Origin of the sequence: Amycolatopsis methanolica 239, from assembly GCF_000739085.1 — a bacterium.
Lineage (GTDB): Bacteria > Actinomycetota > Actinomycetes > Mycobacteriales > Pseudonocardiaceae > Amycolatopsis_E > Amycolatopsis_E methanolica.
In genome coordinates this window covers 6,328,925-6,345,408 of sequence record NZ_CP009110.1, presented here as the reverse complement: position 1 = coordinate 6,345,408, position 16,484 = coordinate 6,328,925, and the positions used below count along the sequence as shown (strand labels likewise).

General features: G+C 71.9%; 12 protein-coding genes and 1 pseudogene. 1 reads left to right on the top strand and 12 read right to left on the bottom strand.

Annotation, left to right across the window (positions count from 1 at the left end):
* Nucleotides 1-56: 56 nt before the first annotated feature.
* Nucleotides 57-1,688 carry a class I adenylate-forming enzyme family protein gene (locus AMETH_RS30790; protein ID WP_017985071.1) on the bottom strand — a complete coding sequence of 544 codons (1,632 nt, stop codon included), beginning with the start codon at nucleotides 1,686-1,688 and terminating at the stop codon, nucleotides 57-59.
* Nucleotides 1,689-1,730: 42 nt separating this feature from the next.
* The gene (locus tag AMETH_RS30785) at nucleotides 1,731-2,609 is read right to left on the bottom strand and encodes a hypothetical protein (RefSeq protein ID WP_026153527.1); all 879 of its coding nucleotides are present in this window, start codon (nucleotides 2,607-2,609) and stop codon (nucleotides 1,731-1,733) included.
* Nucleotides 2,610-2,940: 331 nt separating this feature from the next.
* On the opposite strand from AMETH_RS30785, the gene AMETH_RS30780 reads away from it, so the two are divergent.
* Nucleotides 2,941-4,026, top strand: a complete 1,086-nt coding sequence (locus tag AMETH_RS30780; RefSeq protein WP_017985070.1) for a calcium:cation antiporter — start codon at nucleotides 2,941-2,943, stop codon at nucleotides 4,024-4,026.
* Between the two features lie 310 nt (nucleotides 4,027-4,336).
* Here AMETH_RS30780 and AMETH_RS37530 read toward each other — a convergent pair.
* The 10 genes and pseudogenes from AMETH_RS37530 to AMETH_RS30730 form a co-directional block, all read right to left on the bottom strand.
* A pseudogene (locus tag AMETH_RS37530) lies at nucleotides 4,337-5,121 on the bottom strand (isorenieratene synthase); the annotation flags it as partial.
* A 279-nt stretch (nucleotides 5,122-5,400) separates the two neighbouring features.
* Entirely contained in the window at nucleotides 5,401-6,726 is a 1,326-nt protein-coding gene (locus AMETH_RS30770; protein WP_051079466.1) for a helix-turn-helix domain-containing protein, read from the bottom strand.
* A 102-nt stretch (nucleotides 6,727-6,828) separates the two neighbouring features.
* Nucleotides 6,829-8,097 (bottom strand): DegT/DnrJ/EryC1/StrS family aminotransferase, encoded by a 1,269-nt coding sequence (locus AMETH_RS30765; RefSeq protein ID WP_017985067.1) that lies wholly within the window; start codon nucleotides 8,095-8,097, stop codon nucleotides 6,829-6,831.
* Nucleotides 8,094-8,987 carry a fumarylacetoacetate hydrolase family protein gene (locus AMETH_RS30760; RefSeq protein ID WP_017985066.1) on the bottom strand — a complete coding sequence of 298 codons (894 nt, stop codon included), beginning with the start codon at nucleotides 8,985-8,987 and terminating at the stop codon, nucleotides 8,094-8,096. Before AMETH_RS30760 ends, AMETH_RS30765 begins: the two co-directional genes overlap by 4 nt.
* The gene (locus AMETH_RS30755; protein WP_017985065.1) at nucleotides 8,984-9,787 is read right to left on the bottom strand and encodes an amidohydrolase family protein; all 804 of its coding nucleotides are present in this window, start codon (nucleotides 9,785-9,787) and stop codon (nucleotides 8,984-8,986) included. Before AMETH_RS30755 ends, AMETH_RS30760 begins: the two co-directional genes overlap by 4 nt.
* Entirely contained in the window at nucleotides 9,784-10,554 is a 771-nt protein-coding gene (locus AMETH_RS30750; RefSeq protein WP_017985064.1) for an amidohydrolase family protein, read from the bottom strand. Before AMETH_RS30750 ends, AMETH_RS30755 begins: the two co-directional genes overlap by 4 nt.
* Entirely contained in the window at nucleotides 10,551-11,771 is a 1,221-nt protein-coding gene (locus AMETH_RS30745) for a DegT/DnrJ/EryC1/StrS family aminotransferase (RefSeq protein WP_017985063.1), read from the bottom strand. The genes AMETH_RS30750 and AMETH_RS30745 overlap by 4 nt, the downstream gene beginning before the upstream one ends.
* A 3-nt stretch (nucleotides 11,772-11,774) precedes the next feature.
* Nucleotides 11,775-13,988 carry a heparinase II/III family protein gene (locus AMETH_RS30740; RefSeq protein ID WP_026153525.1) on the bottom strand — a complete coding sequence of 738 codons (2,214 nt, stop codon included), beginning with the start codon at nucleotides 13,986-13,988 and terminating at the stop codon, nucleotides 11,775-11,777.
* Nucleotides 13,989-15,023, bottom strand: coding sequence for a Gfo/Idh/MocA family protein (locus AMETH_RS30735; protein ID WP_017985062.1), 1,035 nt, complete (start codon nucleotides 15,021-15,023; stop codon nucleotides 13,989-13,991).
* A gap of 91 nt (nucleotides 15,024-15,114) precedes the next feature.
* A complete protein-coding gene (locus AMETH_RS30730) occupies nucleotides 15,115-16,428 on the bottom strand; it encodes an ABC transporter substrate-binding protein (protein WP_017985061.1) in 1,314 nt (437 codons plus the stop codon).
* Nucleotides 16,429-16,484: the final 56 nt, after the last annotated feature.

Here is a 16,484-nt window from a genome sequence, read left to right as displayed (position 1 = left end):
CGTGACCTTCCGGCGCCGTGAGGCGCTTTTCCCGCGCGAAGGCGCGGGTTCAAAGATCAACCGCCGCGCAGCGCGCGGCGCAGTAGTTTGCCTGACACGGTCTTCGGCAGTTCCTCCAGGAATTCCACCTGGCGCGGATACTTGTAAGCCGCCATGCGTTGGCGGCAGAACGAAATCAGTTCCTCCGCCGTGACCGAAAACCCGGGGCGCAGGCTGACGAACGCCTTCACCGTCTCGCCCCGGTACTCGTCCGGGACGCCGACCACCGCGGCTTCCCGCACGGCTTCGTGTTCGTACAGGACGTCTTCGACCTCGCGCGGCCACACCTTGTACCCGCCCGCGTTGATCTGGTCCTTCTTCCGGTCCACCACGTAGAACCAGCCCTCGGCGTCCATGTACCCGACGTCGCCCGTGTACAGGCGTCCCCCGGGAAGCGCCTTCTCCGCCTCCGCCGGCTTTTCCCAGTATCCGGCCACCACCTGCGGTCCGGACGTCACCAGCTCGCCCACCTCGCCGGCAGGCAGCTCCCGGCCGTCCTCGTCGACGACCCGCACCACCGTGTCGTACACCGGCACCCCGACTGACAACGCGCCGGAAGCGGGGTCCACCGGCGCTTCCACGCCGAACGGCACCGCGTGTGACGGTGATGTCGTCTCCGTGAGGCCGTAGCAGTTGTGGATGTACGTGCCGAACATCGCCTGGAAGGCCTTCACCGTGCTCGGCGGGATCGGCGCCCCGCCCGAGTAGATCTTCCGCAGCGAAGCCAGCGCATCCCGGTCCACGTCGGGCACGTTCATCAACGCGATGAACACCGTGATCGACCCGACGGTGAACGTCGCCCGCTCCGCGCGCACCGTCTCCACGGTGCGCGCCGCGTCGAAGCGGTGCATCAACACGAGCGGCGCGCCGACCAGCAGGGCCACCGCGATGTGCCCGATCAGCCCGGTGATGTGGAACAGCGGCGCCACCCCGAGGATCACGTCGTCCTCGCTCAGCCCCACCCAGTCCCGGTAAGTCTGGGCGTTGAAGACGACGTTGCGGTGCGTCGTCATGGCGCCCTTCGGCGGGCCCGTCGTGCCCGAGGTGTAGGTCAGAAAGGCGATGTCGTCCGGTCCGAGCGTCACCGACGGTGGCGCCACGCCCCGGAACCGCGCCAGCATCCCCGCCAGGTCAACGGTTCCCGGGCACTCCACCGGCGAACCGGGCTCCGCGCGGTACTCCAGTTCGGACGTCGTCAGCACCGTCCGCACCGCCGTCCCCGGCACCACCTCCGCCGCCACCTCGTGCCACAGCGACTGCAACGTCACCAGCACCGTCGCGCCCGAATCGGCCAGCAGCTGCCCCAGTTCGCGTCCGCGGTTCATCGGGTTGACCGACACCGCGATCCCGCCCGCCTTCCACGTGCCGACCTGCGCGATCACGAACTGCGGCACGTTCTGCGCGTAGATCGCGACGCGCTCGCCGGGACGGAACCCGGCGTCGGTGATGCCCGCGGCGAACGCGTCGGTCAGCTCGTCCAGCTCGCGCAGCGTGATGCGACCACCGAAGTACCGCAGGATGTCCCCGTCCGGATCACGCGCCACGGACGCCCGGAACATCGCCAGCGCGCTCTCGTGCTCGACGGTGATCCCCGCCGGTTGCCCCGGCGCGTACCGCGCCAGCCACGGCCTGTCGTCGTAGACGCTCATCACCGGCGATGATCCGCCGCGGCCGGTGCGGGCGTCAACAGGTCAGCGGTGGCGGCGGCCGTCCCGGTCGTAGTCGCGGTCGCGCCCGTGCCCGTAGTCGTAGTGACGCTCGTAGTCGCGCCAGTCCGGGATTTCGTAGCGCGGCACGGAGTACTGGGGCACCGAGTACCGCGGTTGCGGCGCCTGCTGCCGGGTCTGCTTCGGAACCGCCTGCTGCGTCGTCTTCTTCGTGGCCGGCGCGGTGGCCTTCGGCGTCGTCGTCTGCGGCGCGGCCTGCTTCGTCGCGGCGATCGGCAGGATGCCGGTGAACTGGCCCGTCGGCGGCACCGCGTCGTCGGTCTCGTCCTGCCCGGCCACGGTCGGCTCCTGCGGCGCTGCGTGCCCGCCGGCCAGGCTGACCGGCTCGGCCGTCCCACCCGGCCCGGCGATCCACCCGCCGACCAGCATCGCGCCGGCCAGCGTCAGCCCCGCGCTCGCGGTGGCCAGGATCAGCGGCCGGTTGCGCCGCTCCTTGGCGGGCTGCGCGTCGGCGTCCTCGTCGACCGGCACGATCAACGGCTCGGCCGGTCCCGGCTCCGGGTCGCCGACGCAGGCCTCGAAGACGATCGTCTGTGCCGCCTTGACCTCCGCGACGTCCTCGGCGGCAGGCGGGAGCGGGGCGGCAGGCGGGGCCGGGGCGAGGGGCGTGGTCGCGAGCGCCGCGGGCGTCTGTTCACCGGTCATCGAGCCGGGCGCCGTCGTCCGGCCTGCGCCGCCTTCGTCGGAGCCGCGCAGGGTGGCGCCGACCGTGCCGGCCGAACCGAACGAGCCGGTCCCGAACACCCGCATCCCGGCGGTGCTCGCCACCGGCGGCCGCTCCAGGCGGCGCGGGGACTTCGAGTCGAGCACGGAAATGGCGGCGACCATGGTCGGCATCGTCATCTCGGCGGGAGAGGGCGCGGGGACGCGGCTGTGACGCCGGCGAACCGGGCGATCACTGCGCGCGAGCAGTTCGGCGACCGTCGTCGCCCCGCTTCCGGTTCCCAGGCTGTGGGCACCTGTCGTCACAGGGCGTACCTTTCTCGTCACTCGTCCAGGTCGTTCCGCGTCGAGCCGTCGCGCTTTCTATCGGCCGGGGGTCAAGATCGGTACCCTGGTGTGACATAGATCGCTTCAGTGTGCGAGAACAACCCACCCAGGGGTGAAAGGGCATCACACACCGGCGGCGCGCGCAAGCCCGGCCGCTTGACGATCGCTGTGGCAGGGTGGGCGCGTGGGCGCGCGCATCCGATCCCGGCTGACCGACTGGACCGTCATTGCCCCACTGGTCGCCATCGTCGCGCTGGTGCTGAGCTGGGGCCGCAAACTCCCGTTGCCGCTCGTCATCGTGGTCGCGCTGTGCCTGGCGGCGGCCGTGCTCGCCGCGGTCCACCACGCGGAGGTGGTGGCTCACCGGATCGGGGAACCGTTCGGGTCGCTCGTGCTGGCCGTCGCCGTCACGGTGATCGAAGTCGCCCTGATTGTCACTCTGATGGCTGACGGTGGGGCGAAGAGCGCCACCCTGGCACGCGACACCGTGTTCGCCGCCGTGATGATCACCTGCAACGGCATCCTCGGCGTGTCCCTGTTGGTCGGCGCGCTGCGGCACCGGGTCGCCGTGTTCAACGCGGAGGGCGCCGGCGCGGCGCTCGCGACCGTCGCGACGCTGGCCACGCTGAGCCTGGTCCTGCCCACCTTCACCACCAGCCGCCCCGGCCCGGAGTTCTCCCCGGCCCAGCTCGCGTTCGCGGGCGTGGCGTCCCTCGTGCTGTACGGCCTGTTCGTCGCGATGCAGACCTACCGGCACCGCGACTACTTCCTGCCCGTCAAACAGGGCGCCGACGAACACGCCGAGCCGCCCAGCTCCGGCGCCGCCTGGTTCAGCCTGGCCTTCCTGCTGGTCGCGCTGGTCGCCGTGGTCGGCGACGCGAAGGTGGTGTCCCCGGCGATCGAGGCCGGCGTGGACCACGCCGGCCTCCCGCACGCGGTGGTCGGCGTGGTGATCGCCCTGCTGGTCCTGCTCCCCGAGACCCTCGCCGCGGTGCGGGCCGCCCTGCGCGACCGCATCCAGACCAGCCTCAACCTGGCGCTCGGCTCGGCGATGGCGAGCATCGGCCTCACCATCCCGGCGATCGCGCTCGCCTCGATCTGGCTGCCCGGCACGCTGGTGCTCGGCCTCGGCAGCACCCACCTGGTGCTGCTCGCGCTCACCGTGGTGACCGGTGTGCTGACCGTCGTGCCCGGCCGCGCCACACCCCTGCAGGGCGGCGTCCACCTCGCCCTGTTCGCGAGCTTCATCTTCCTGGCCGTCAACCCCTGAACCACAACCGCGCCCTGGATGGGGACGCCGTTGTGGATCAGGAACCCGCGCACCACGTTGGCCCGCACCACGGCCTCCTTCCCGGTCCAGCCGCGCGCCGCGACCAACTCGTCGAGCCACGAGTTGACCACCGCCCGCCGCCGCACGTTCAGGAACCGCTCGCCCGTGTCCTGCCTGCGCAGGAAACAGAACGCCAGCAGCTCGTCCGGCGTCGTGCCGATGTGGTGGCAGAAGTCGGCCAGCAGGTCCTCGTCCACCCGTCCCGCGGTCGTCCGCCAGCGAGCGACCGCGCCGGTCACCACGGCACGGGGACGTCCGCGGCCAGTACCACGCCGTGCACCTCGGATTCCGCCCCGGCGGCGGTGCGCACCCGGAACCGGCGCGGGCCGACGGGGTCGACGCCGCGGCCGGTGTGCGGCCGGACCCCGAGCCCGGCCAGGTAGTGCCCGAGTGGCGTCCAGAGCGCGGCGGGATAGGTGTCGGACGGGACGTCGAAGACGAGCCCCTCGGACGAGCCGAGGAAGTACAGATGGAACATCGTGGCCAGCTCCGCGGCGGACATCTCCGCTGGCGGGGCGAAGAAGCTGCGGGAGAACACCTCGAACGCGAGATGCCGTGCGGAGGGCGGGAAGTGATCCGCTCCAGGAACGACGCGGCGTCGACGTCGTCGAGCTGTTCGTAGATCCCTGGCACGCCGACGGTGATCAGGGGCAGCGCCGGCCGCGGTTTCAGCCGCAGCAGGTCGTGCCAGCGAAAGGTGGGGCTGCGCAGGGCGAAAACCAGCGCGTTCAACGGTGGCGTCCTCGGCAGCCCGCGGAAGCTGTCGATGCGCCCGGCGGCATCCAGCAGCGGGTAGTCGGTGAGCGCGGTCAGCCGATCGAGGTGGGGGTCGGTGCGGCGCAGGAGCTGACGCAGGTTGTAGTACTGGCGGAAGAAGGCGTGGAAGCCGCGGCTCATGGTCACCGCGGTGAGCCCGGCGATGCCGCCGCCGACGACGACGGCGCGTGGCCTGGGTGCCAGCGCCGAGGCAGCGGAGCGGCCAGGAGGGGCCGGGTAGCAGACCAGTTTGCGGTCGGTACCGATGAACCCGCTCATCTCCGCGTCCCGGTGGCGCCCGAGGTGACCGGGCAGCCATCCGACGGAGGCGTGCCGCGCGGATGGCTGCCCGGTCATACCGAGATCCTGGGGTACCCGCCGGCGCACCGCAGCACGACCCCGGGTTTCGCCGAGACCGTGGGCCCCGGACCGCCGGGGGCGGACGTGCGGTGGCGCGGGTCGGTGCGGCCAGCGCGGGGCGCGGCGGACCGCCGCGCCGGAGACCGTGTACGGCTGACCATGGCTCCGGTCAGCGCGGCACCGCCGCCACGGCTCCGGTCAGGAAAGCTTCTCCGGCAGCAGCCGGTAGAGCTGCCTCGGCCTGCCGGGGCCGGCCGACCGCAGCGGGGGCATCTGCCAGGCGAGCCCCGTCTCGGTCAGGGTGTGCAGTACCCGGCGGGCCGCACGCGGGGTGATGTCCAGCAGCTCGGCGACCGCGCTGGCGTCGACGACAAGGCGATCGGTCGGCACTTCGGCGCCGGAGCCCAAGGCCCTGGCGAGCCGGTCCAGCGTGGTGCGTGCCTTGCTGTGCGCGTCGTCGTGGCTGAGCTGGCGGGCGCTCTGCCGTATGGGCGCGGTCAGCACCGTGCCGTCCGCGCCGACCACATAACTGCTTTCCCCGGCCGCGGTGCTCGCCCTTGCCAGCGCGGTTCTGGCGTTGGCCTCGGCGGCCCTCGCGGTCAGGCCGAGGCCGATACCGAGCTCGACGTCCAGGCCGACCTCCTGGCGGATCCGTTCCACGAACGGTGGCGCGCTCAGGTCGTCGGTGGCCGCGGTCAGCGAGCCGAAGGTGGCCACGATGTAGTAGCTGCGTTCGTCGCGGGACAGCACGGTGGCGTCCATCCGCCGCGCCTCATCGAGCAGGATGTGGTGCACCGCAAGGCGAAGCTGGTCGCGGCCGTACTCCCCGGTCGGCCCGGACGGCAGTTCGACGATGCCGATCGCGATCTGCGAGTCCTCCAGCCTGCTGCCGATGCCCAGCAACGCGGTCGTGCGCAGCGCGGAACGGATGGTCGCCGTGGTCGGCCGCATCAGCAACACCGGCACCTCCGCATCGGCCAGCCGCTGGGCCACCGAGCGCACGCTGGTCAGCGCGAGCTCGGTGGCTCCACGCCGGTAGGCGTCACGGTGGAACTCGAAGAACTCGGCCGGCGACTCCGGGTCGCGGTACTCCACCACGCGCACGTCGGTAACCGGGATGTGCAGGTCCGCGTAGGCCTCGTGGATCTCGTTACGGGGCACCGAGTCGATGCTCACCCGCCGGATGTCGGCGTGTTGCTCGAGTACCGCCCGCAGCAGCGCGCCGTACAGTGCCGAGCCGGACAGCGGGATATAGGTGGCCGGCACCGCGAGCCCGCCGGCCGCATGCGCCAGGTCGTACGGGAGCGGGCCGGCGAACAGGCAGGCGTCCAGGCCGGACTGCACCCTGGCCAGCTCCTTGGCCACCTCGCCCTCGTCGTGGTAGGCGATGCCGACCAGCCGCCAGTCGGCCTGATCGCCGGCCAGGCCGGCGCCGAGCTCGATGATCTGTGCCACCAGATCGGACGGCCCGGCGACCCCGATCACCGGTTGGTGCGGGATCGGTGCCTCGCGTGACTGTGTCACCCTGCACTCCCCGACTCGGCTGGCCGTCCGGGCATCGCCGGCTTACGGGCGGGACGTGCGCGATCCGCCCGGCCTGGCCTGCGCGTGCCCCGGCACGCGATCTTACACACCAGACGGTGTCCCCACGGTCGCCGTGAGCGCCGCATGCACCTTGCGGAAGGCCGCTGCGATGTCGTCCACGTCCGATTCGGTGTACGCCTCGTTCCAGTGCACCACCAGCAGGGTGCGCCGGATCAGCTCCTCGGCGTTCGGGCACAGGCCATCGGGGTAGTGCCGGTCGCGGCTCGCCGGCGGGCTGGTGAGCGGGAAACCCGAGCCGCCGTAGAGGTTCCGCTCGGCCAGCACCGGGTAGCCGTACACCGGCCGGCTCAGGTACCCGGCCGAGACCGGGATCCCTTCCGCTTCCAGCGCGCCCGCCCATTCCGCGTTCGTACCGCCGGCGATGGCCGGGTCGAGCACCACCGGGAACAGCCACACCGCGTGCCGGTCGATCCCGGTCGGCGGGTGCACGCCGGGCAGCCCGGTCAGCGCGTCCGCGAGCCGCCTCGCGTTCTCCCGCCTGCTGGCCACCACGCCGGCGAGCTTGCCGAGCTGCACCCTGGCGACCGCCGCCTGCAGCTCGGTCATCCGGTAGTTCATGCCGAGCGAGAGGTGGGTGCGCTCGCCGGTGTGCCGTGGCCAGCCCTTGTCCGCGAACAGCCGCATCCTGGTCGCCAGTTCCTGGTCGGAGGTGATCGCCATGCCGCCGTCCCCGCAGGTGATGTGCTTGTACTGCTGGAGGCTGAAGCAGCCGACGTGGCCGGCGGTTCCGGCGAGCCGCCCGTCCGGCAACTCGGTGAGGTAGGCCTGCGCGCAGTCCTCGATGAGCATCAGGTCGTGCTTGCGCGCGATCTCGGCCAGCTCCGCGATCGGCGCCGGCGCACCGGCGAGGTGCACCGCGATGATCGCCTTGGTGCGCTCGGTCACCAGCGCCGCCACCGCGGCCGGGTCGAGCAGGCCGGTGCGCGGGTCGACGTCGGCGAAGACCGGGACGGCGTTGTGCGCCAGGATCGGGATCACCGTGCCGAAGTCGGTGATCGGGGTGGTGATGATCTCGTCGCCCGGCGCCGGGTCGAGCGCGCCGACCGCCAGGTGCAGTGCGGCGGTGCCGGAGGTGCAGGCCACCGCGTGCGGCACCGCGTAGTAGTCGGCGAACTCCCGCTCGAACGCGGGCACCTGGGTGCCGCCGGTCGCGCCGAGCCGCCCGGAGGCGATCACCTCCGCGAGCGCGGCCGCCTCTGCCTCGCCGAGGGTGCGGCCCGCCGGGTCCATGGCGGAGAGGAACGGGGTGCTGCGCACGGGAGTGCCGCCGTGCATCGCGAGCTGGTTCACTGGTTCTGCTTCCTTTCCAGGATGGGGGTGTGCGTCACGCGGTTGCGCAGCACGCCGAGATCACCGATGCGGACTTCGACCACCGAGCCGTCCGGTACCTCGCCGATGCCGTCCGGGGTGCCGGTGGCGATCAGGTCGCCCGCTTCCAGGGTCATCACCGCGGACAGCCTGACCAGCAGCTCGCGCACGCCGAAGATCATCTGCGCGGTGCTGCCGCGCTGCCGGAGCAGGCCGTCCACCCGCACTTCCAGGTCCAGCGCCTGCGGATCGGGCACCTCGTCCGGGGTGACCAGCCACGGGCCGACCGGGCCGAACCCGTCGAAGTTCTTGCTGAGGTCCCACGGGTGCTGTGCGGCGATGTCGGCCAGCTGAAGGTCGCGCGCGGTCAGGTCGTTCATCATCGTGTAGCCGGCGACGGCACCCTGCCAGTCCTCGCCGTCGAAGTCTTTGCAGCGGCGGCCGATCACCACGGCCAGCTCGCCCTCGTGGTCGATCCTGCGGCTGAGCGGGGGCACCACGATGTCCGCGCCGTGCCCGGTCAGCGTGTGGGGGCCCTTGAGGAACAGCACCGGACGTTCCGGCGGGGTGAAGCCGCCCTCCTCGGCGTGCGCACGGTAGTTCAGCGCAAGGCAGACCACTTTGGACGGTCGTGGCACCGGCGGGCTGAGCGGGGCCTCGTCCACCGAGAGCACCCCTGGCCCGCCGCGCCCGGCGAGCTCGTCCGCCCGATCGCTGAGCCGGCGCAGCCGGTCCGGCGGTAGCGCGAGCAGTTCGAGGATGTCCGTCGGCGCGTCCGGGTCGATGACGTCCACCCGCACGACCGTGTCGCCGGCACGGGAGCCGACGCCGAGCGCCGGCCCCGCCTCGGTACGGATACTGGCCAGTCTCATGATTTCTCCTCCAACAGCGTGCGAATGGCGCCACCGAGCACGGTGGCCCGGTCGGCCAGGTCCAGTTCGGCGAACACCACCCGACCGATCGAGTAACGCAGGTCGATGAACGGGAAGTCGGATCCATAGATCACGCGGTGCGCGCCGAGCGCGGCGACCATCCTGGTCAGCCACCGCCCGGTGAAATGCGAGCCGCAGATCTCCAGGTAGAGGTTCGGGTGCGTGGCGGCGAGCTCGATCGCGCGCGCGAAGCCGTCCGGGCGGGCACCGCTGTGTCCCAGCAGCACCTTGGCCTTCGGGTATCGCCGCGCCACCTCGGCCACCTGCTCCGGATCGTCCACATCGGACCCCGTCCAGGTGTGCACGAGCACCGGGCGCCCGGTTTCCTCGGCGTAGGCCCAGGCGTCGGCGTAGCGGGGGCCGGTCACCGGGTAGTGGTGCAGGCTCGGGTGCAGCTTGAGCCCGACCATGCCCGGATGCGTGGCCCAGCGCGACAACTCGGCCGCCGGGTCCTGGTGCGGGTTGACCACCACGTAGCCGCAGAGCCGGCCCGGGTGGCGTTCGGTCGCCTCGGCGGTTTGCTCGTTGCCCCGCCTGGCGTCCAGCTCGATGGCCATGGTGGCGGACAGGATCGTGCGGCGAACGCCGCAGCGGTCCATCACCCGCACCATCGCGTCGGCGCTCGGGTCCGGGGTGAAGAAGAGGCTGTACGGGCCGAGGTGGGCGTGCGCGTCGATCACGTCCACTCCGGACAGCGGGGTCCTGGCGTGCACTGCCGAGACCAGCGGGTCGGTGGTCATGCCGGCTCCTTCCCGAGCAGCGTGAGCAGGTTGGTGCCGCCGATCCGGCGGGTCGCGGTGTCGTCGAGCTCCGACCACAGCAGCCGGGTGATCGCGTCGGCCCGGTCCCTCGCCGGGGCGCCGGTGCCGAAGAGCAGGCGGCTCGGGCCGAACCGCTCGACCAGCCACTCCAACCCGAGATGGCTGCCGAGGTAGGAAAGGTCGACGTGCACGTTGCCGGTGCGGGCCAGCACCCCGGCCAGCCGGCGCAGCAGCCGGTAACCGGTGGCGCACAGCACGATGGGCAGCTCGGGGTGGGTTCCGGCCAGCGCCTCGACCTCGTCGAGCGGCACCTGGTCGGCGTTCACCAGCAGCGGGCGGCGCCGCTCGGCCATGGCGGCCATCAGCGGCGCGACATCCGGCCCGGCCAGCGCATACCCGTGGTCGTGGGGATAGGCGCGGAAGGCGGCCACCCCGGCGCGCTCGGCGTCGGCGAGGAACCGGTCGATCCCGCCGAGCTCGCCGCAGGTGTCCGGGAGCACGACCCAGCACGGCAGCAGGCGTGGCTCGTCGGCGATCTCGCGCACCAGCAGCCGGTTTCCGCTGGGTGGGTCGTGCCGCCAGGCGTGTGAGTGGCAGACCACGGCGGAGCCGATGCCCACCCGGTCCATGTCCTTGACCGTCTCGGCCGCGGTGCCCTGCCCGACGTCCTCGGTGGGCAGCGGGCCGAGCATCGCGTTGGCGTCGACAAGGCAGGAGGGATCGAACGACGAATCGAACTCGGTCACGATGACGTGGTCGCCACCGTTCGTATCGCGGTGGCCACGTCGGCCATCTCGTCCGGCTCGGCCAGCAACACGTGATGCGGCAACCAGACCGACTCCGCGCAGGCCCGCTCGCACACCGGCAGGTCGATCCGGTCGTAGCGGGTCGGTGGGTGGCCGGGGTCCCATCCGGTGGCCAGCAGGTCGAACCGTTGCCGCGCGAACACCGGCTGCCGGTAGAGCGGCAGCGGGTAGCCCCGGCTCGCCGGGATTCCGTGCCGGCGCAGCGCGGCGCAGAACTCCTCGACGGACCGGCCGCCGAAGGCCGACGGCGAGTACCGGAACAGGTAGAGGTGATGGGCGTGCCCGGTGGCACGGGGATCACGGGCGAGCGGCCTGATTCCGTCCACGTCGGACAGTTCGGCGTCCAGTCTTGCGGCGCAGGCCTCCCGGCGGGCGAACTGCGCCGGGAGCCGTTCGAGACCGGCGGACAGCAGCGCGGCCTGGAACGCGGTGATCCGCCAGTTCCCGCCGAACCGCTGGTGGTCGTACCACGCGCCGCCCTCGACGCGACCGCAGTTGCGCAGCTCGCGGGCGATGCCGGCGAGCTCGTCGTCGTTCGCCGACAGCGCGCCACCCTCGCCGCTGGTGAGGTTCTTCGAACCCTGGAACGACCACGAGCCGAACGCGCCGAACCCGCCGACCGGCCGGTCACGCCAGCTACTGCCGTGCGCGTGCGCGGCGTCCTCGATGAGCGCGATGCCGTGCCGGGTGCAGATCTCGCCGAGCGCGTCGAGGTCCGCGGGGTGGCCGGCCAGGTGCACGGCGATCACCGCGCGGGTGCGCGGGCCGATCGCCGCCTCCACCGCGGCCGGGTCGATGCAGTAGGTGTCCGGGGTGATGTCGGCGAACACCGGCAGCGCGTTCAGCCCGAGCACCGCCGACGCCGTGGCCAGGAAGGTGTACGGCGGCACGATCACCTCGTCTCCGGCGCCGATGCCCAGCGCCGCCAGCGCGATCTCCAGGCTGACCGTGCCGTTGGCGCAGGTGATCACGTGCCTGGTTGCCAGCCGTTCGGCGAACTCGCGCTCGAACGCGGTCACCGCGGGGGCGTCGATGCCGTTCCACATCCCGCCGTCGAGCACTTCGGCAAGTCGGCGGCGTTCCGGCTCGCCGTGCTCCGGCCAGCGCGGCCATGGCGCCACGCGCACGGGCGCGGCCGTGGTTTCCGGGGTGGACATGCGTCAGACGCTCCTTTCGATCCGAACTCGCCACCGGCCGGCCGCCGGCAGCACCAGGCTGACCACGCCGTCGGCGCACCGAGGCTCCAGCCGGACGTCGTTGACCAGCACGGCGGCGGCCCGCCGGTTTCCCTGCGGCGCGACCGCCAGCCGCAGCGCGGTGCGCGCGGTGCACTCCACTTCCGCGTCCGCGCCGTCCGCGCTCCAGCGGATGTCGGCGGTCCGCAGCCCCCGGCCCGCGCCGAGCAGCGCACGCCCGGCGTGCTGGATGTCGCGGGCTCCCCAGGACACCGCGGCCACCGGGTTGCCGTCGGTGGTGCGGACGAGATGGTTGGGACCGACCAGGTCGGCGAAGCGTCCACGGCGCACCAGCACCGCCCCGCCCGGTCCGTCCACTTCGGACACGTCGGGCAGTGGCTCGGTCGGCGTCCGCAACGGCACCAGCACCGTGCTGGCCGCCCCGGCCGGGCAGTCGAGTCCGAGCCCGTACAGCTGGCCGGTGCGTGCCCCGCCCGGTCCCGGCGTGGTGGTCCGGCCGGTGCCGAGGTCGACCGCGCGGGCTCGTTCCGGCTGACCGGGCAGCACGAGCAGGCCGGGCCCGCCGTCGCTGCGGTGCCCGCCGGGGACCGGGACCCACGGGCGGATTCCGTGTAGCAGCACCCGGAACGGCTCGGTGACCGCATCGGTGAGCACCCAGTACGGCCGCTCGCCACGAACGAGCACCAGGGTGCGCCGGTGCCCGGCCGGGTAGCCGTGGTGCTCGGCAACCAGGATGTCGGCGGTGGGCAAGGCGGCGGCCACCAGCACGTCCGCGTCGTGCTCGTCGGCAAGTTCGTGGCCGGGCAGCAGTACCCCGCTGTGTGCCAGCGGGGCGCGATACCAGTCGTAGTAGCCGGGGTCGTCGTAGCTGTCCGGGCCGCCCGCCTCCCACAGCAGCGGTTCGCCGTTCGCGGCGAGCACCAGGTCCAGCACCGTGCGGTGACTGTGGCTCTCCAGCTCGTGCTCGATCAGCGGCCCGCAGTTGACCGCCGCGTAGGCCGCGTCCTCGCTGGAACCGCTGCGCTGCACCACGAACTTGCTGTGCGGCAGCAGCCCGCGGTGCGCCGCCGGTTCGGCGTTCGGCGGCATGCTTGGCGCGGCTTCGAACTCGGCGAGCGGGTCGCCGCGGCCGGGCCGCGGCGGTAGCCAGGACAGCACCTCGGCGATCCGCTCCGGGGCCACCCAGCGCAGCGCCGCCGCCTTGTACTCCGGCCGGCCGAGCAGATGGTGCCCGCGCAGCAGGTGTTCCCCGCTGGCGACCAGGTGCGAGTCATTGAACGGCGGCACCCAGCCGGGTGGTGCGGTCATCGCCAGCAGCCAGTCGTGCATGGCCGCCAGGCGGGGATGGTCGGCGAGGTCCCAGCCCAGCGCGCACTCGCCGGCCACCGCGGCCAGCTGCAGCGCGCCGAGGCACATCGTGTGGTAGGAGGGAGCCCGCTCGTAGTGCCCGCCGTCGGCGTACACGTCCAGCTCCAGGTGCTCACGTAGCCGGGCGATGGCGATCTCGCTCCACAGTGGACTTTCCGGCAGCTCCGGCAGGAACGCGGCGATCTGGGCGAGCACCGAGCAGCCGGCGAGCTGCCAGTTGCCGTGGCGGAAGGCGTCGTGTTCCTCGGCCAGCCAGCGCGCGCCACCGAGCAGCGTGCGCGCCATGGCCGCCACCGCCTCGTCCGGCAGCGCCGGGTTCCCGCCGAGCACGTGCAGCGCCTCGATGAAGACCTGGCAGCGGCCGGCGACGCCGAGGGTGTACCAGACCACGTCCAGGCCAGGCCACTCACCGCGCACCTTCTCCCGGCTGGCGTACCAGTCCAGCGTGATTTCGGCGAACCTGACCGGGTACCGGTCGTCCCCGGTCAGCGCGGCGGCCCTGGTCAGCGGTTGGGCCCAGTGCAGGTAGTGGAAGCCGTACAGCCCGGAGCGGCCGTGCGCCGGGTCGAGGAAGTCAACCGGGGCGTTCAGCAACCGCCGCGCCTCGGCGATCACCTTGTCCCCGGCGGGGCGGCCGGCGGCCCAGCCCGCCCAGCGCAGCGTGTCCGCCGCCGGCGAGACGTTCCTGGCGGCCAGGCGGGCCCGCAGTGTGCGCAGGTCCGGCGCGTCGAACTCCGCCAGCAGGTCGGCATCGGGGATGTGCAGCATCCGCACCGGGGCGACATGCGGTGGCTTCTCGACCGCGGTCATTCAGCTCGCCTCCACCGGGGCCGGCACGCGTTCCGGCTGCCCGGAGGCGATCGAGGCGTGCGCCGCTTCCAGCACCGCGCTGACGTGCCGCGAGCTCTCCATGGTGACCAGCGGCGCGGTGCCGGCGCGGACGCAGTCGACCATGTGCCACAACGCATCGCGCACGGCGCCGGCCGGGCGGCCGTGCACGGTACGCAGCAACAGGTTGCGCGGGTACTCGAATGCGCGCTCGGTGGCGATCTCGATCTGCTCGCACTTGCGGTCGAGGTGCACCACCGCCTGCTCGCCGATGACCTCCACGAAGGAGTCCGTCATGGTGGGGAAGGTGTCCGGGTAGATCCAGCACGCCTCGAAGGTGGCCACCGCGCCGCCGCGGTAGCGGACCTGTGCCTGCACGGCGTCGGGGGTGTCCACGCCGAGTTCGCGCAGCTTGCCGTGCACCGCGTTGGCGTAGACCTCCACCGCGACGTCGTCGAAGAGCCAGCTCACCAGGTCGATGTCATGGCTGGACAGGAACCACGCCGGAGTGGTTTCCGCGGCCCACGGGATCATCTTGGTCGGCACGTGGATCGTGTCGTTCTTGCGGGCGTAGGCCAGTACCGGCTTCCCGAGGTCGCCGGCCGCGATCCGTTGCTGTGCCTGCGCGTAGGCCGGCACCCACCGGTGGTTGAACAGGGTCATGCCGAGCACCCCGGCGCGGCGCACCGCGGCCAGTGCCCTGTCGGCGTCCACAGTGGACGTGGTGAACGGCTTCTCCACGAGCACGTGCTTCCCGGCTTCGGCCGCGGCGACCACGACGTCGGCGTGCAGGTGGTCCGGAGTGGCCACGACGACGAGGTCCACCTCGGGGTCGGCGACGAGTGATTCGTGGTCGGGGTGCGACCGCGCGTGGTAGGTCTTGGCAAGCGCCTGCGCGCTTTCCTTGGTACGGCTGGATATCGCGGTGACAACGGCGGCGGGGTGGTCGCTGAGCGCGGCCGCATGAGCGCGGCCCATGATGCCGGCGCCGACGATGCCTACCCGGACTTCGTGCATGAGGTGAGTGCTCCCGCGGTCGATGGCGGTGGGGAGGCCGGGGGACCGTGCGGGGTCCCCCGGCCGGATGGCGGGTTGGGTACCGCTTCGGTTACTTCTGGGCGAGCAGTTCGTTCCATTCCTTCTCGGCGTCGGCCAGCGCCTGCTGCGCGCTCTTGTCGCCGGTCATGAAGGCGCGGATGTGTTCACGGAACCGGTCGGAGAGCTGCCGGTCCTTCCCGGTGCCCATGGTGCCCAGCTCCAGCTTGGGCAGTTCCGCGGCGATCGCGGAGCGCGCCTTCTCGATCGGCGTGCCGGCACCGGGCTGGGTGAAGAAGGGGTCCTTCAGCGAGTCGGCGTTGGACGGGTAGATCGGGGTGAGCTTGCAGAACGCCGTCTGGTTCGCCGCGTCGGTGACGAACGCGATGAAGTCCGCCGCGGCCTTGGGATGCTTGGACGCCTTCGGGGTCACGAAGGTCTGCTGGTCCGGCAGCAGGTACTTGCCGGTCTTCCCGGTGGCGCCCTGTGCGACGTCGATCTTCGCGTACACGTCCGGTGCGTTCTTCTGCAGGCTGGTCAGGCTGCCGGGGATGCTGTTGACGCCGAAGGCCACCTGCTGGTTGGCCAGCGTCTGCGGGTACTGCCGGTCGTCCTTGACCGTGGAGCCCGGCGAGATTGCCCCGGTCTCCACCCCGTGCCGCCACCGTTCGAGCAGCGCCACCGCTTCCGGGGTGTTGAACGCGGCGTGCTTGCGGTCGGGGGTGAGGATCTGGATGCCTTCCAGCCGGACCAGATTCTCGTCGGGAATGCCGTTCATCCCGTAGGTGCTCGGCACCGCGGCGTGGAGCCTGGCACCCCAATCGAGCGCCGCGTCGAAGGTCTTCGGCGGGTTGGCCGGGTCGAGGCCGGCCTGGCGCACCAGGTCGGTGTTGATCAGGGAGATCGGTGCCCCGCTGTTGTACCAGGGGATCGCGATGAGCTTGCCGTCCCGCCGGAGCGGTTCGAGCAGGCTCGGCAGGTACTTCTGCTGGACGTCGGCGGGGACGTACTGGCCGAGGTCGGTCAGCGACGGGACGAACTGATCGAGGTCGGTGCTGGCCAGGTTGACCACGTCCGGGGTGTTCTGGCTGGCCACCGCGGACAGTAACTTGGTGCCAACGTCGTTGCCGGGGACGTCGACCCAGGTCACCGTCACATTGGAGTGGCTCTTCTGGTACGCGTCGATCAGGCTCTGGATGTAGTCGTTGTAGCCCTTTTTCAGGTTGATTGTCCAGAATTCGAGCTTGACCGGACCGCTGTCGTCTTCGGCGGTCTGCGTCGGGCCGGCGGTGCCGGCGACGCAGGCGCTTGCCAGGCCGAGAACGGCGGCGACGGCGACCGCGCGGGCGGCAACCTTGGCGTGGGACAGGGGAAAGCGGAGTTTCACAACGAACCTCCTGTCGGCTTGACGGGGTAGGGGATCGAGGGAGTGGCCGTTTTCTT

Coding starts and splice junctions, on each gene's coding strand:
- AMETH_RS30760 (WP_017985066.1), bottom strand. CDS start 8,987: ATGAGACTGGCCAGTATCCGTACCGAGGCGGGGCCGGCGCTCGGCGTC.
- AMETH_RS30745 (WP_017985063.1), bottom strand. CDS start 11,771: ATGTCCACCCCGGAAACCACGGCCGCGCCCGTGCGCGTGGCGCCATGG.
- AMETH_RS30755 (WP_017985065.1), bottom strand. CDS start 9,787: ATGACCACCGACCCGCTGGTCTCGGCAGTGCACGCCAGGACCCCGCTG.
- AMETH_RS30790 (WP_017985071.1), bottom strand. CDS start 1,688: ATGAGCGTCTACGACGACAGGCCGTGGCTGGCGCGGTACGCGCCGGGG.
- AMETH_RS30735 (WP_017985062.1), bottom strand. CDS start 15,023: ATGCACGAAGTCCGGGTAGGCATCGTCGGCGCCGGCATCATGGGCCGC.
- AMETH_RS30740 (WP_026153525.1), bottom strand. CDS start 13,988: ATGACCGCGGTCGAGAAGCCACCGCATGTCGCCCCGGTGCGGATGCTG.
- AMETH_RS30785 (WP_026153527.1), bottom strand. CDS start 2,609: ATGACGATGCCGACCATGGTCGCCGCCATTTCCGTGCTCGACTCGAAG.